Origin of the sequence: Xanthomonas sp. 10-10 (genome assembly GCF_040182365.1) — a bacterium.
Classification (GTDB): Bacteria; Pseudomonadota; Gammaproteobacteria; order Xanthomonadales; family Xanthomonadaceae; genus Xanthomonas; species Xanthomonas arboricola_F.
In genome coordinates this window covers 5,096,315-5,112,120 of record NZ_CP144460.1, presented here as the reverse complement: position 1 = coordinate 5,112,120, position 15,806 = coordinate 5,096,315, and the positions used below count along the sequence as shown (strand labels likewise).

At 67.4% G+C, this 15,806-nt stretch carries 10 protein-coding genes; 8 read left to right on the top strand and 2 right to left on the bottom strand.

All coding sequences use genetic code 11. From position 1 onward, the window contains the following. Positions 1-309 precede the first annotated feature (309 nt). The 4 genes from recC (at position 310) to VZ068_RS21495 (ending at position 11,690) form a co-directional block, all read left to right on the top strand. Complete coding sequence (gene recC, locus VZ068_RS21510) at positions 310-3,714, top strand: exodeoxyribonuclease V subunit gamma (protein WP_349656451.1); 3,405 nt, start codon at positions 310-312, stop codon at positions 3,712-3,714. Next, positions 3,711-7,679, top strand: a complete 3,969-nt coding sequence (locus VZ068_RS21505; RefSeq protein WP_349656450.1) for an exodeoxyribonuclease V subunit beta — start codon at positions 3,711-3,713, stop codon at positions 7,677-7,679. The genes recC and VZ068_RS21505 overlap by 4 nt, the downstream gene beginning before the upstream one ends. Positions 7,680-7,901: 222 nt before the next feature. Next, a complete protein-coding gene (locus VZ068_RS21500) occupies positions 7,902-10,430 on the top strand; it encodes an AAA family ATPase (protein WP_349656449.1) in 2,529 nt (842 codons plus the stop codon). 267 nt (positions 10,431-10,697) lie between these two features. Beyond that, positions 10,698-11,690: a virulence RhuM family protein gene (locus VZ068_RS21495; protein WP_349656448.1), complete on the top strand. Its 993-nt coding sequence runs from the start codon at positions 10,698-10,700 to the stop codon at positions 11,688-11,690. Positions 11,691-11,923: 233 nt separating this feature from the next. On the opposite strand, the gene VZ068_RS21490 is transcribed toward VZ068_RS21495, so the two are convergent. Next, positions 11,924-12,178, bottom strand: a complete 255-nt coding sequence (locus VZ068_RS21490) for an antitoxin (RefSeq protein WP_349656447.1) — start codon at positions 12,176-12,178, stop codon at positions 11,924-11,926. A gap of 136 nt (positions 12,179-12,314) precedes the next feature. Between VZ068_RS21490 and VZ068_RS21485 the strand changes: the two genes are divergently transcribed. Both VZ068_RS21485 and VZ068_RS21480 read left to right on the top strand, forming a co-directional pair. Beyond that, positions 12,315-12,728, top strand: coding sequence for a hypothetical protein (locus tag VZ068_RS21485; RefSeq protein ID WP_349656446.1), 414 nt, complete (start codon positions 12,315-12,317; stop codon positions 12,726-12,728). Next, entirely contained in the window at positions 12,725-13,117 is a 393-nt protein-coding gene (locus tag VZ068_RS21480) for a hypothetical protein (protein ID WP_349656445.1), read from the top strand. Before VZ068_RS21485 ends, VZ068_RS21480 begins: the two co-directional genes overlap by 4 nt. A 426-nt stretch (positions 13,118-13,543) precedes the next feature. Here VZ068_RS21480 and VZ068_RS21475 read toward each other — a convergent pair whose 3' ends face one another. Next, positions 13,544-13,876, bottom strand: coding sequence for a hypothetical protein (locus tag VZ068_RS21475; RefSeq protein ID WP_259166444.1), 333 nt, complete (start codon positions 13,874-13,876; stop codon positions 13,544-13,546). Positions 13,877-14,194: 318 nt separating this feature from the next. Here VZ068_RS21475 and VZ068_RS21470 point away from each other — a divergent pair, with 318 nt between their 5' ends. Both VZ068_RS21470 and VZ068_RS21465 read left to right on the top strand, forming a co-directional pair. Next, on the top strand, positions 14,195-14,959 hold the full coding sequence (locus VZ068_RS21470; RefSeq protein ID WP_349656444.1) for a hypothetical protein: 765 nt from the start codon (positions 14,195-14,197) through the stop codon (positions 14,957-14,959). 66 nt (positions 14,960-15,025) lie between these two features. Next, the gene (locus tag VZ068_RS21465; protein WP_349656443.1) at positions 15,026-15,583 is read left to right on the top strand and encodes a hypothetical protein; all 558 of its coding nucleotides are present in this window, start codon (positions 15,026-15,028) and stop codon (positions 15,581-15,583) included. Positions 15,584-15,806: the final 223 nt, after the last annotated feature.

The following is a 15,806-nucleotide window of genomic DNA, read 5'->3' as shown; positions in this document are numbered from 1 at the left end:
CAGATCCCGCACAGTGCGGCGGCAACCCCGTCATTGACGTCTGTCTGGACCAGAGCGGCTCTTGCCTGTCGCGTGGAATTGGCCATGCGCGCAGGCAGCAAGCACGTCGGCGAATGCATGAACATTCGGGCATCCCGCGCACCGGCGACGTGATACCGAGCGCAGGCACTGGCCGCGCTCGCCTGAGCGTTGCTGCATGTCCATTCCACGCACGCCGCGCATCTGCGCAGCAGGAGCGAACACATCGACGGGCCTGCACCCTGCAGGTCAACGCGCATTACCCCGGCATCCGGCACAATGCGCCCACGCATGCACGCCACCTCCGCGCCCGATTTCCGTCTCTATCCTTCCAATGCGCTGGATACCCTGGCTGCCTTGCTCGCGCAGGAGTTGCGGCAGCCGGTGACCGGTCAACCGGTGTTGCAGCCGGAGGTGGTGCTGATCCCGCAGGTGGCGATGCGGCGCTGGCTGCAGTCCACGCTGGCGGCCGAGCATGGTGTGGCGGCGAATCTGGAATTTCTGACTCCTGGCGAATTCGTCGCGCGCGCGCTGGAGTGCAACCTCGGCGCGGCCGACGACGATCTGGACATGGCCACCACGCAGTGGCGCCTGTACGCAGCGTTGCAGGCCGACCTGGGCAGCGATGCGGCATTGGCGCCGCTGGCAGGCTATCTGGCCGACGGCGATGCGCTCAAGCCGTGGGCGTTGGCCGGCGAGTTGGGCAATGTGTTCGAGAAATACCAGGCCTGGCGACGCGACTGGCTGCTGCGCTGGGAAGGCGGCGCCGACCCCGATGACCCGCAGGCGCGCTTATGGCGCAGCATCGCCTCCGGGCGGCAATACCGCGCGCGGCGCATCGGCCAGTATCTGGACCGTTACGCGCGCGCCGATGGTCCGTTGCCGCAGGGCCTACCCAAGCGCTTGTTCGCGTTCGCCATCCTCAATATTTCGCCCGACGTGCTGCGCGTGCTGGCCACGCAGGCGCGCGTGGGCACGCTGCATTTTTACCTGCCCACGCCCACGCAAGGCTATTGGGGCGATCTGCAGACCTTGTGGCAGCGTCGCCGCGAAGACGGCGCCGTGCAGCTGTTTGCCGATCAGGTGCAAGAGAATCCGCTGTTGCAGGCCTGGGGCGCGGCCGGACGCGACTTCATGGCGCTGGTCGGCGACTACGAGGTGGTGCATCCGCTGGCCGAGATCGCCGCCTATGCCGATCCGCTGGAGTCCGGCCGCCGCGCACTGGCCGACGGCGGCCTGGGCGACAGCCTGCTGCGGCGCATGCAGAGCGACCTGTTTCACCGCCGCGCGCCAGGCGTGCCTGCCGCGTTGCCGACGGTGAATCTGCACGACCCCAGCCTGCAGGTGCACGCCTGCCATACGCGCCTGCGCGAGTTGCAGGTATTGCACGACCACTTGCGCGCCTTGCTCGACGACCCACGCTTCGACCCGCCCTTGCAGCCACGCGAGATTGCGGTGTTGTCGCCCAACATCGACCCGTACGTGCCGTACCTGGACGCGGTGTTCGGCAGCCACGGCAACGACGACGCGCTGCCGTACGCGCTGGCCGATGCCAGCCCCTTGGCCAGCGAGCCGTTGGCCGAGGTGTTTTTGACCTTGCTCAAGCTGCCGATCGCACGCTTTGGGCTGCATGAAATCCTGGATCTGCTGGCCAGCGCGCCGATTGCCGAGGCCGCCGGCCTGGACGAAGCCGGGCTGGAACGCCTGCGGACCTGGCTGCACGCTGCCGGCGCGCGCTGGGGGCTGGATGCGGCGCACCGGCGTCAGCACCAGGCACCGGGCGACGACGCCTACACCTGGCGTTTCGCGCTGGACCGGCTGCTGCTCGGTCATGCCAGCGGCGCCGACGACGACATCGATGGCGTGGCGCCATGGCCGCAGCTGGAAGGCAGCGCGGTGGCCGCACTGGACACGCTGCTGCGCCTGCTGCGCGTGCTCGAACGCCATCAGTCCATCCTGGCCGAGCCGATGCCGCCCGGGCAATGGCGCGAGCGGTTGCTTGAATTGCTGGAGGCGTTGATTCCCAACGCGCCATCGGCCCCGCGCGCGCAGCGCGCGCTGGATCGGCTACGCAGCCTGATCGATCAATTCGCCCGCGATGCGCAGCGCGCCCAGTACGCCGGCAAGGTGCCGGCCGAGGTGGTGCGTGCGCACTTCGCTGCGGTGCTGGGCGAATCGGACACGCGCGCGCCGTTGCTCACCGGTGGCATCAGCTTCGGCCGCATGGTGCCGATGCGCCTGCTGCCGTTCCGCGTGATCTGCCTGCTCGGCATGAACGATGGCGACTTTCCGCGCCGCGACCCGGCCGCCGGGCTCAATCGCCTCACTGCAGAATTGGGTACCGAGCGCCGCCGGCATGGCGATCGTTCAACCCGCGAGGACGACAGGTTCTTGTTCCTGCAATTGTTCGCCTCTGCGCAGGAGGTGTTCTACCTGAGCTATCTCGGTGCCGATGCGCGCGACGGCAGCGCGCGCGAACCGTCGGTGCTGGTCAGCGAGCTGCTGGGCAGCGCTGCGCAGTACCACGCCGACCCCGCGGCAATCGACACGCTGGTGGTGCACCACCCGTTGCAGCCGTTTGCCGCCGCGGCCTTCGGTGCGGCGGGTGATCACGGCACCGACCCGCGCCGTTTCAGTTATCGCCGGCAGTGGCGCCCGGCCGTGGACAGCCTTGCCGGCCAGCGCCAGCCGCTGGCGCCTTGGGTGGCCGCTGTATTGCCGGCCGATCACATCGGCCTGCCCGCCAGCGTGTCCATCGACGATCTGCGCCGGCTGTTCGGCGACCCGGCCGGGCAGTTCCTGCGCCATCGCCTGGGGATGCGGCTGCCCGACCCGGCCAGCGAAGACAGCGATCTGGAACCGCTGCTCGCGCCCACGCGCGGGCTGGACCAATACGGCCTGCAGCAGCAGGTGTTCGAGGCGGCATTGGCGGGCGAGGTCGATGGGCTGTACGAGCGGCTGCGCGCGCGCGCATTGCTGCCATCGGGCCCGCTCGGCCGTCGTCAACTCGACGAACGCGTGGCGCAGCTGCGCCCGTATGCCGACGCCTTTCGGCAGTGGCGCGGCGATGCGCCGGCCGATTCGCGCCGCTTGCAGGTGCGCATCGGCGATACCGACGTCCACGGTCGCGTGCCCGGCTGGTATGCCGATGGCGTGGGGCGCGTGCAGGTCGGTGCGCTCAGTGGCCGCAGCGCGATCCGCCACGGCCTGGAATGGTTGCTGCTGCGCGCCGCCGGCGAGCGCGTGCCGTATGTGCGCTTTTTCGAGCAGGACGACGGCCTGGGCCCGCATCCCATCGACGCCGATCCGCTGTCGCAGACACAGGCGCAACACGCATTGGGCGAGCTGTTGCAGCTGTATCGCCATGGCCTGCACATGCCGCTGGCGTTCGCGCCCTACAGCAGCTGGAAATACCACCAGGCCGCACGCAGCGACGACCTGGACAAGGCCATCAAGGACGCCGCCGGGCAGTGGCAATCCAGCTTCGGCTGGAGCGAATCGCATAGCCCGGAACTGCGCCTGGTCAACCGCGGCCGCGACCCGTTCGCCGATGCGCAGCGCTTCGCCGAGTTCGCCATCACCAGCCATCGCGTGTACGACCTGCTCGAGCGCGGCAACGCCGATGCCACGCTGGAGCCGGAGCGTCTGATCGAGAGCTGGCGCCACTGGCACGGCGCGCAGGAAGACGCCGAATGAGCGCCAACCCCGTCACCGACCCGTACCTGCACTTGCCATTGCACGGCGTGCGCCTGATCGAAGCCAGCGCCGGCACCGGCAAGACCTTCACCCTGGCCACGCTGTTCACCCGGCTGGTGGTCGAGCGCGGCCTGCGCATCGGCCAGATCCTCGCCGTCACCTTCACCGAGGCCGCCACCCAGGAGCTGCGCCGCCGCATCCGCGAGCGCCTGGTGCTGGCCGCGACCCTGGTCCCCGACGCCTCCGTAGGAGCGGCCTTGGCCGCGACCGACCTCGCCAACGGCCCGTCGCGGCCAGGTCCGCTCCTACAGGAGGCGCCCGAGGTCCTACTCACCCGCGCCACCCCCCCCGTAGGAGCGGCCTTGGCCGCGACCGACCTCGCCAACGGCCCGTCGCGGCCAGGTCCGCTCCTACAGGAGGCGCCCGAGGTCCTGCTCACCCGCACCACCACCCCCGTAGGAGCGGCCTTGGCCGCGACCGACCTGGCCGACGACCCGTCGCGGCCAGGGCCGCTCCTACAGGAGGCGCCCGACGTCCTGCTCACCCGCGCCATCCTCGCCACCCACCTGGCCAACGGCACCGAAACACCTGCCGCCCTGCGCCACCGCCTGCAACAGGCGGTGGAAGAAATCGACCTGGCCGCCGTGTTCACCATCCACGGCTTCTGCGCGCGTGTGCTGCGCGAGCATGCGCTGGAAAGCGGCCAGGCCTTCGCCGCGCCGGAACTGCTCGCCAACGACCGCGAACTGCTCGGCGAAGTCGCCGCCGACCTGTGGCGCCAGCGCGCGGCCGATGCGGTGATGGCCGAAGACCTGATCGCGTTGTGGTCGGGCGGCCCGCCGGCCTTGGCCACCGACCTGCGCGCCTTGGTGCGGCATCCGGCGATCCTGCCGGCAGCGTCCGACGCCGGAAGCGACGATGCCGACGCACTGCTGCAGGCCGTGCACGATGCAAGCCGCGCGCTGGCAAGTGCGTTTCACGCGCACGGCACCGCGTTTTTCGAATCCATCATGTCCGCCATCGACGGCGGCATCCTGAGCAAGGTCAGCTACAAACCCGAGTGGCTGGCCTCGCTGTGGCATTGGTTCGACAGCTTCGCCGCCGCGCCATCGGTCAACACCGCCCCGCACCCCAAGCTGATCAAGCTGACCGCCGCGGAACTGGCCGCCGGCACCAACAAGAAGTTCGTCGAGCGCACGCCGGACTCGCCGCTGAGCCACGAGATCGACGGCTATCTCACCGCGCTGGCGCGTGTCGAACAATGGCGCACGCGTCGCCGCATCCGCCTGCTGCACGCCCTGCGCGAGGACGCCATCGCGCGGCTGGCACTGCTCAAGCGCCAGCGCCGCGTGCAGACCTACGACGACCTGGTCGATGGCGTGGCGCACGCGCTGGAAGGCGCGCAGGCCGATGCCCTGGTCACACGGCTGCGCGCGCAATACGCCATCGCGCTGGTGGACGAATTCCAAGACACTGACGACCGCCAGTGGGCGATCTTCTCCAACGTGTTCGGCGAGGGCCCGCTCGCGCGCGCCGCCGGCCTGGAGCCGGCGCTGTTCCTGATCGGCGATCCCAAGCAGGCCATCTACGGCTTCCGTGGCGGCGACGTGCGCACCTATCTGGCCGCCGCAGTCACTGCCGAACTCGCCCCGCCGCTGAGCCACAACTTCCGTTCGCGCCCCGGCGTGCTGGCGGCCATCGACGCGCTGTACGCGCAGGCCGGCTACGGTGAGGCCTTCCTCACCGACGGCATCGCCTTCCACCCGGTGCAGCCCGGCACCAAGCGGGTGGATGCCGACCTGCAACGCGATGGCGCCACCGCCCCGGCGCTGACGCTGTGGCGCGCGCCGGAACCGCCGCCGCCTGCGAAAGGCAAGCCCAAACCCTGGAGCGCCGGCCGCGCCCGCGAGCTGGCCACCGCCGCCTGCGTGGCGGCGATCCGCGGCTGGCTGGCCGGTGGCCGCGACGGCACTGCCACCGTCACTGGCCGCCCGGTGCAGGCCGGCGATATCGCCGTACTGGTGCGCAGCCACGGCGAGGCCACGCGCATGCAACAGGCGCTGGGCGCGGTGGGCATCCCCGCCGTGGCGGCCGGCAAACAGAGCCTGTTCGCCACCGACGAAGCGCTGGAGCTGCTGGCCCTGCTGCAAGCATTGCTCGACCCGGGCGACGACAGCCGCCTGCGTGCCGCCCTGGCCACCGTGCTGATCGGCGCGGACGCCGCCGCCATCGCCGCGCTTGCACACGATGGCGAGCGTCACCGTCGCTGGCAGCAGCAGGCGCTGGACTGGCGCGAGCGCTGGCAACGCGGCGGCCCGCTGGCCCTGATCGGCGAGCTGGGCGCCGCGCACGGGCAACGGTTGCTGGCCCTGGTCGATGGCGAACGCCGCCTCACCAACTACCTGCAGCTGGCCGAATTGCTGCAGGAAGCCGACGCCCGCGCGCTCGGCCCGCATGGCCTGGTCGACTGGCTGTCGCGCCGCATCGCCAATGCCGACGACAACGACGAAGCCCAGCAGCTGCGGCTGGAGTCGGACGCGCGCCGCGTGCAGATCGTCACCCTGCACAAGAGCAAGGGCCTGGAGTATCCGCTGGTGTTCCTGCCCTACATCGGCATCGGCCGCAGCGACAAGGGCGCCGGCCGCCATTGCGTGGTGCATGCGCCCGAGCTCGGCCGCCAGCTGCACTGGAAGACTGATAAAGAGGACCCAAGCTGGAGCGCCGCCGAAGCGGCCTGGAAGCAGGAACAACGCGCCGAAGACGCGCGCCTGCTCTACGTCGGCCTGACCCGCGCCGAGCACGCGCTGTGGATCGCCAGCGGCCCGTTCCACCAGCACGAGCGCACCGCCCTGTCCGGCATGCTGCGCGCGCTCGACGCGCTGCAGGGCGCGGCCGGCGAGGGCGCAGTGGTGGTCGACACGTCCACCCCACCGGCCACCCTGCCGCGGCTGCCGCCACCGATCGAGGCGCAGGTGCCGCCCGCGCGCACCCCGCAGCGGCATATCGCCCCGGACTGGTGGGTCTACAGCTTCACCCAGCTGGCCAACGCCGATGCCGGTGCCGCCAGCGACCCGATGGCCAGCGCCACGGTGGTCGGCAGCGGCGGCAGCGACGAGCCGGCCGGCAGCGAGGCGGTGGCAGTCGCCGCGGCCACCGAGGCCGAACCGTTCGACCCGCGCTTTGCCGGCAATCGCTTCGGCGTGGTGATGCACGACGTGTTCGAGCGCTGCGACTTTGCCGCCTGGCACGCGTGGCAGCCCGGCCAACCCGCGCCCGAGGGCCAGGCCGCGCCCATCGTCGAGGCGCTGCAACGCGGCGGCTATGCCCGGGACGAACTCGACGACGGCCTGCGCTTGCTCACCGCGCTGATCGGCCACACCCTCACCGTGGTGTTGCCCGAAGGCACCCCCCTGGCCGCGGTCCCCGAACCGCAGCGCCGCAACGAAATGGAATTCCACTTCGCCATGCGGCCCACCCGGGTCGATGCGCTGCTGGCCTTGCTGCACCGGTTTGGCGTGGTCGGCGAGCGCCAGGCCTTCGGCGCGCGCCAGCGCCTGGAAGGCCTGATGACCGGCCTGATCGACCTCACCTACACCGTGGACGGCCGCTGGTACGTGCTCGACTACAAGTCCAACCGCCTGCCCAGCTACGACGCCGACGCTCTGGCCCGCGCCATGGCGCACAGCGAGTACGCGTTGCAGGCGCTGATCTACACCGTCGCGCTGCACCGCTGGTTGCGCTTCCGCCTGGGCGACGCCTATGACTACGCCCGCGACTTCGGCGGCGTGCGCTACCTGTTCTGCCGCGGCCTGGACGCGGCGGCCTCCACCGATCCCGGCACCCCGGCCCCCGGCGTCCACGCCTGGCGTTTCGACCCGATCCTGGTCGACGCCCTGGACGCCCTGTTCGCCGGCAGCGCCCCGGAGCCGATATCCAGCAACCCAGGCACGCCCGATGCCCACTAGCGCACAGCTCGTTACCGGCGACGCACCAAGGCTGCGCTCGCACCGGGAGAGTGCACACCCGGTCAGCGCCGACGCACCAAAGCCGCTCTCCCCGCGGGGCGATAAGGCACTGGTTGCGCGCCACTGGCGCGCATGCCTTGGAGCGCCCGCGCCGCTGGCGCAGGCTGGGGCGCGGAGCGGGGGTTGGGGTGAGGGTCCGTCCGCCCGTCAGGCCTCCACCTCATGAATCACCCAAACCTCTTCAGCGCGCTCATCAAAGCCGAAGCCCTGCGCACGCTGGACCTGGCCTTCGCCCAAAGCCTGCAACGCCTGGCCCCGGAGACCGACGCCCTGGTCCTGGCCGGTGCCGCCCTCGCGTCCCTGGCAGTCACCAGCGGCCATGCCGGGCTGGACCCGGTGCGCGCCAGCATCCTGCTGGACCAACGCGACGGCCCGGCGCCCACCCTGCCAGACCCGGCCGACTGGCAACGCGCGCTCGCCGCCTCGCGCTGGGTCGATCAACCGAACCCGGAAGACCCCGCCGCCGCCGACTGCCCGCTGGTCCTCGAACACGGCCTGCTCTACCTGCGCCGCTACCGCGAGTACGAACGCCGCCTGGCGCTGGGCCTGCAGCGCATCGCCGCCCAATCGCCGCCGCCTTGCGACGCCGCCACGCTGGCCCAGCTGTTCGCACAGCTATTCCCAAACCCGTCGATCCCTCTCCCGCCTGCGGGAGAGGGTGCCCGAAGGGCGGGTGAGGGCACGGCCCCGCCCGAGCCATCCGTCTACCAGAAAGGCACGGGCCGACCCGAGCCATCCGTCTACCAGGAAGGCACGGGCCGACCCGAGCCATCCGTCTACCGGGAAGGCACGAGCCTACCCAAGCCATCCCACCATCAAGACGGCACGAACCCACCCGCCCCGTCCCACTCCCCAGACCGCCAGGCCCAGGCCGCCGCCCTGGCCCTGCGCCGCACTTTGCTGCTGATCACCGGCGGCCCCGGCACCGGCAAGACCACCACCATCGCGCGCCTGCTGCTGTTGCGCATCGCGCAAGCGCACGCATCCAACACCCCGGCCCCGCGCATCGCCCTGGCCGCACCCACCGGCCGCGCCGCCGAGCGCATGGCCGAAAGCCTGCGCCTTGCGGTTGCGCGCGCCATCGCCGACGGCATCCAACTGCCACCCACTCCCAGTGCAGCCCCGCACGGGCGAGTGCAGCAGTCACCAAACCCCGTCGCTGCCACTCTCCGTCAAGCGCCAGAGCCAGCGGACCCCAGCGCTTCCTCTTTCCCGCGAGCGACAGAGCCAGCAAACCCCGCTGTTCCCCCACTCCCGCAAGCGCCAGCAAACCCCGCCGTTTCCCCTCTCCCGCAAGCGGGAGAGGGTGCCCGAAGGGCGGGTGAGGGCCAGCCGCCCACCTGGGAATCTCTCCTCCCCACCGGCGCCAGCACCCTCCACCGCCTGCTAGGCGTCATTCCCGATTCCCCTAACTTCCGCCACACCGCAGACAACCCGCTGCCATTCGACCTGATCGTCGTCGACGAGGCCTCCATGGTCGACCTGCCGCTGATGTGCAAGCTGGTCGAAGCCGTGGCCGACGGCACCCAGCTGATCCTGCTCGGCGACGCCGACCAGCTGCCCTCGGTGGAAGCCGGCGACGTGCTCGCCGCCATCCTGCAGGCCGCCGGCCCCGGCGATACCTTGCAGCCGCAGGACGCACAGGCGCTGCAAGCGCTGCTCGGCAACGCGCCCGGCGGCACCACGCCTGCCGCCACCCACAGCGGCGGCCTGGCCGGCCACCGTGTGCACCTGCTGCGCGGCTACCGGCAAGCGCACGACTTCGCCCTCGCCCCGCTGGCCGACGCCATCCGCGCCGGCGACGCCGACACCGCCCTGGCCCTGCTGCGCAGCGGCGAGCTGGCCGGCGTGCACTTCCACGAAGACGGCGAAGACCCGCTCACCCTGGGCCGCGACGCACTGCTCGCGCACTGGCGCGCGCTGGCCGATGCACAAGACCCGGCCGCGGCCCTGCGCGATGCCGCGCGCCTGCGCCTGCTCACCGCCGTACGCGCCGGCCCGCAGGGCGCACGCGGCCTCAATGCCCGCATCGAACAACTGCTGGCCGAAACCGGCTCCGGCGCGCGCCGTCTCGGCAGCGCCTCGCCCTGGTTCCAGGGCCGCCTGCTGCTGATCACCGAAAACAGCTACCGCCACGGCCTGTTCAACGGCGACGTCGGCATCTGCCTGCGAAGCGATGCGAGTCCCTTTTCGGGGCGCAGCGACGCGGGTCCCTCTTCAGGGCGCAGCGACGAAAGCCCGCCTTCAGCGCCAGGCCAGTCCGGCGGCACCGCCAACCGCCACGCCCCAGGCACCGATAGCCGTGCCCAGGGCCCATTGGTCGCCTGGTTCGAAGGCGACGGCGACGGCCAGGTGCGCGGCTTCCACCCCGCCGCACTGCCCGCGCACGAAAGTGCCTTCGCCATGACCGTGCACAAGGCTCAGGGCAGCGAGTTCGACACCGTCTGGCTGCAACTGCCCACCCGCGACGCCCGCGTGCTCAGCCGCGAACTGCTCTACACCGGCATCACCCGCGCCCGCCGCGCCCTGCACCTGGCCGGCAGCGAAGCGGTCATCCGCGCCGCGCTCGCAAGGCACGCCGCGCGGATCTCGGGGCTGGCGTGGCGGTTGGGTGCGCAGCAGCAGGCGGCACCCGCTACGCAAGCAGCAGAACCATCCACTGTCATGCCCGTGCAGGGGTCGTTGTTCTGATGGACGCGAGCCGGCGCAATGGCAGCATCACTTACGGCAGAACGGCACGTTCGCCTATCACCGTCATCGGGCGTGCCCGGATAACCTCGTGGCCGAAGAACGCCTGGTTGTGCGGTATCGCCAGCATGGGAGGCATCGATGGCGAAAAAGCATGAAATTTCGCTCGTCCGCTCGTCCGCGGCCGAATACCTGACCTTCGTGGCCGCCGCAGGCGAGGGCGGCGTACAGGCGGCGTATGCCGACGAAAACGTCTGGCTGACGCAGAAGATGCTGGCCCAGCTCTACGATGTCGAAACCCACACCATCAACTACCACCTGAAAAAGGTGTTCGCTGACAACGAGTTGCAGGCAGATGCAGTTATTCGAAATTTTCGAATAACTGCCGCCGACGGCAAGAGCTACGACACCAAGCACTACAACCTCGCGGCCATCATCGCCGTGGGCTACAAGGTCAATTCAGAGCGCGCGGTGCAGTTCCGCAAGTGGGCCACCTCCATCATCGAGTCCTTTACGATCAAGGGCTTCGCGATGGACGACGAGCGCCTGAAGAATGATGGCACGGTGCTCGGCAAGCGCTACTTCGAAGAGCAGCTGCAGCGCATCCGCGAGATCCGTCTCTCCGAGCGCAAGTTCTACCAGAAGATCACCGACATCTACGCCACCGCCCTGGACTACGATGCCACCGCGCAGGCAACCCAGCGGTTCTTCGCCACAGTGCAGAACAAGCTGCACTGGGCCATACATGGGCGCACCGCGGCGGAAGTCGTCTACCACCGTGCCGATGCCGGCAAGCAACACATGGGTCTGACCACCTGGGCCGATGCACCACGTGGGAAGATCCAGAAGTTCGATGTGGCCGTCGCCAAGAACTACCTGACCACCGGCGAGATGGCGCAGTTGCAACGCCTTGTATCGGCCTATCTTGACCTGGCCGAGGACATGGCATTGCGGCAAATTCCGATGACCATGCAGGATTGGGAAACACGTCTGAATCGCTTCATCGAAGCGACCGACCGGCAGGTGTTGCAGGACACAGGGCGCGTCACCGCCGAGATCGCCAAAGCTCATGCGGAAAGCGAGTTCGAAAAGTACCGCATCGTGCAGGACCAGCTGTTCGTGAGCGATTTCGATCGCGTGTTGCAGCAGCTTGATGCAGGAGACCGGGTGGACGGAACCAACGAGGACTTGCGCGAAACGGAGGCGGTGCAGGAAGTGCCGAAGCGTCAGGTCCCCAATAGAAAACGCGAGCCAAAGCCATAAATCGGTCGCGGTCCAACCATTTGTGCGTTATCGGGAGCAATCGGAATCAAAAAGATAAGAGCACCTCAGCCGATATGGTGTCTCTGAAGACTGCTACATCCAACATCCTCGAGATCACACCTCGATAGGTCAGCGATGTATAGGCGAACCTGGCCTCGCCCGGCCTATTGAGATGTGACTGATGATTCCGCGTAGATCGGCTTCGCCTGCGTCGGTAAGGACTTAGCCATGCATCAGCCGCGACGGCTCTCGGCCAACTCTTCATCCAGGATGGCGCTGACGCTCTTGGTGGAAAACTTGCCGGCAAGGCCTTCCTCGACGCGTCCCTCAAGCAGGTTTTCCAACTCCCGCCATGCCTGATCGGCGCTCGCTTCGCCAGGAAAGAGACGTTCAAGCGCGTATTGTCTGATGGTCTTGCCCTGCAGAGTGGCCAACGCCTTGAGGCTCTGGTGCTGCTGGGCGCTCAGAACATTGATCAAACGGCCCATGACGAGCTCCTAAATCCACAAACCCACATTAGCGCATCTGGGCTGGTTGACCGATTGCAGAGCTTTGGGACGCCAGCGCGGGTGACGCTGTGCCGTGTTTTGACGGAAACTGCGCTCCCGGAACAGGACCGCACCGATGGACCGACGTCGCCGCAAACGGATGGAACGCTATTGGGCGCGTGCAGAAGCCAAGGCACGTGCAGCGGTCGACCGGTTGGATCCGGAGAGCTGGTTCGATCTGTGGCATACGCATCTGGATTGGGACGGTCGCGGCCGCGCCTCTGTGGAAGATCGGCAGATGGTGAACGCGGTTGCAGTGCGTGTGCTGTGCTACCTGGAGAAACGTCTGGCGCATCGTGGGGCAGCGGTGCAGCTGTGGGCAGACCTCAATTCGGACACGATGGACACGGGCATCTACGCGCACTCTGCCAATCTGAACGGCACGACCTTCCCCGCTACGCATCGGGCCGGCATCGCGTCATGCGATGGCAGTGTTCGGTATGTCGTGCAGCGTCAGCCCGCCATGGTCGGCGCGGAGGTCCGCCAGTGAGTTCCACCGACAAAGCGCATCGCACCGAATTGCGTTACGCAGTCGGTGCCCGCCAGCCCCGTGTCGCCAAGGCGCCCGTCACCGGCGCCACCTATCGGCTGGCGCACGCCTGCTTCGGTTGCCGCAGAAGTTTCAAGATCGCTCCGCGCGAGCAGATGGCTCCGTGTCCCGGCTGCGGTAACGCGCTGTGCGTGATGGGGCGCTCCTTCAAGGCACCCGCGGCCCGCAACCAGGCGCAATGGCGCAAGGTCGAGCGCCTGTATCGCGCAGGCTTTCGGTTCTTCAGTTACCGCAGCCACCCGTGCGGCGCGCTCCCGGCCAAGCTGTCGGAGGTCGATCGCTTTATCCGTGAGAACCCTGAGCACCCATTACGCCTGGGCAGTCACTAAGACCTTGCACTGCACCACACCGCGAGGCCAGGCCTGCGCCTGACCTCGTCTGCCGTCTGGCAGGCCGGGCGGCTTACTTGCCCTTCTTTTCCTGCTTGGCCGCGCGCTTTTCCTTCAGCGTCTTGGTCGGCTCTTTCTTCTGGCTCTTCTTCTGGTCCATCCCCTTGCTCATGACACCCTCGTAGTTGCTGGATTGATCGGTCGGGCAGCGCCATGACCCTGGCGTGCCTGCGCACTGTACGGCTTGCGCGGGGTGGAATGGCAGCGGCAGCGCCAGGCCGTGCGACGGGCGGTATGCCCGGCCCCGTGTCTGCTCAACGTAGCGAGCGCCAGCAGCGGCCCGGCGCAGCCGGCAGGGCCACAAATGCAAAACGCCCGCGTGCGACCGGCAAGGTCTGCACGCGGGCGCTGGCGGCAGCGGCGGCCCTACTTGGCGGCCACGCGTTGGTACTGCTCGCCGCCGGTGTTGAGGTGGCCGTTGGCCGCGTCGATGGCGAAGTTCACTGTCTCGCCATCGTTGGTGACCTCCAGCGCCCCATCCTTGTAGACCGCCGGGTAGCTCTCGGTCTTGGGCTTGCGGCTGAAGAACTTCGGCGTGGTGCTGCGGACCATGAAGGTCTCGCCATTGCGCTCTATGTCCATCGTCTCTTCCTGCGTCTGCACGTTGACCCAGTGGCCGACGAACTTCTCGCCCTCCTCCTTGGCGCAACCGCTCACCAGCAGTGCCGCAGCCAGCGCGGTGCCCATCCACTTCATCATCGTGTGTTCTCCAGTTGAGTCTGGAGCCGAGGATGGCGGGTGGGGGATGTACGGCAGGTCAAGGGACAGGAATGCTCCCAGGGGAAAACCACCGCCGTCTCGGATGCTTCATTGGCAACGACGCTCCGCCCGATCTGATGACGTGCCAAACCGATCTGACTTGCCAACCCTTCAGGAGCGAGCGGAAGCTAGCGGTGCCGTCGCGAGCCCGGTGACGTTCGCCAAGCCGCCGCAAAGACATGGTGTTTCGACCAATCCCCCTACGAAGAGCAACCGGTGACCTCTCAACTACCGCCACACGAGTCGGAACAACACAAAATGTCGAAGGAGTCTCCCTTCAACGACACTCACCCTGCGCATCCATCGTCACCAGCCGACCTGTCGCCAAGGCGGATAAGCTGGCCTCGCATCCTGCGTGTTTGTTTACTTTTTGCGCCGTTGCTCGCCATCGTGCTGTTGGCAAAGCCGATCACCTCTTCAATTGCAGGATCTGCCGAACAGTCAGCATCACCGTCGCCGCCTGCAGCTCTATCAAAGCAGGACGTCATCTTGATCTGGACAGCAGTCGCTGAGCAGCGGTACCCCGTCTATGCTGGTGCGTCAGAGGTGGACACGTCTCGCATGCGTGCAAAACGCAAACCCGTGGTGTTGCTCGATCGGTCTACCCAGACCTGTCCTGTTGAGAGGCCAGAGAAGGCGTGCGGCTCGAATCTGGATCAGAAGTTACTTTCGTCCACCGCTGCACATAGGTTCGTATCAGCAAAGGCGCGACAGGCGCTATTGCTGGCAAATGCAGCGCAGGTGCAGGTACGGCTGCCCGAGAGCACCTATGTCCATGGGGCATCTACCGATCACGTCGACGCACTGCTGACGGATATCAATTGGCCCGCCTTCTATCAGGCTTACCCGGGCACAGCCGGATATCTGCAACTCAGTGTGCCGGTCGTCGTCGATGGATCCCACTCCCTGGCATATGCGGAACAGCGTTGCGACGGACGGTGCGGCACGGGCATGCTCTATCTGCTTGCGCGCACCGGGAAAGGATGGAAGATCACCAAACGGCTTGAGCTATGGGTAAGCTGAGGTGGTCTTGAAGCAGCCGCCGAGACGGGCCTCTCAGATGCCACAGCCATAAATAAAGGAAGAAGGATGAGCATGGGTGCCTACCACTTGAATCCATCTATCGCCTTTGCTGCGGTGCTTTGTCTATCTATGGCGGGATGCACGTCGCCCGCCCACGCAGTCGCCCCGCAGCGCGAGCATCCGAGGCAGAACAACGGGCAAGCGTCGGTCGCTTGTCCCTCGAAGGATTTCAGCACTTTCCTTCAGCGCTATGCTGATGTTGCAAACGATGACGTACGTCGCCGTTTCACCAATGATCCGCTGGAGTATGAAGTCCCGACTTACACTGTCCAAGACGTAACGCCATCATCGCCGGCCACGCACATCTCCAAGCGGAAAGGACCTTCTCGCCTCGACCTATTCCCTTTTCGTTATTTCAAGGATGCAAAAGTCTTTGATCAAACTATTCCAGGGGCAAAGGGTCCCGAGCGACAAAGTGAGGTTGGCTATCCAATGTCCATTGAGGCGACCGCCGGCGACGGGCGCAGGGTGGACTTTGGTATGGAGTATGAGATGGATACTTATGTCTTCAAGCGAAGTAGGGGCTGCTGGTACTTGACTCGCGTAATCAACCTCAGAGACTGACAGGGAGTTGGTCCATGGCAACATCAGATGCTAACCAGCAGGTCCCGTATCGCGTCATCCAACTCGAATGGGAAGCTAAGAAGGGATATACCAACGAGCCTGTCGAAAACTTCGACGGCTTAGTAACTCACCACCCAAACAGCAACAGATTCGCTCGCCTGGTCAACGGTAGCGCTGTTGGCGGTGAGGCAGGTCGCACGATGGGGCTGATTGGTGGCGAAAT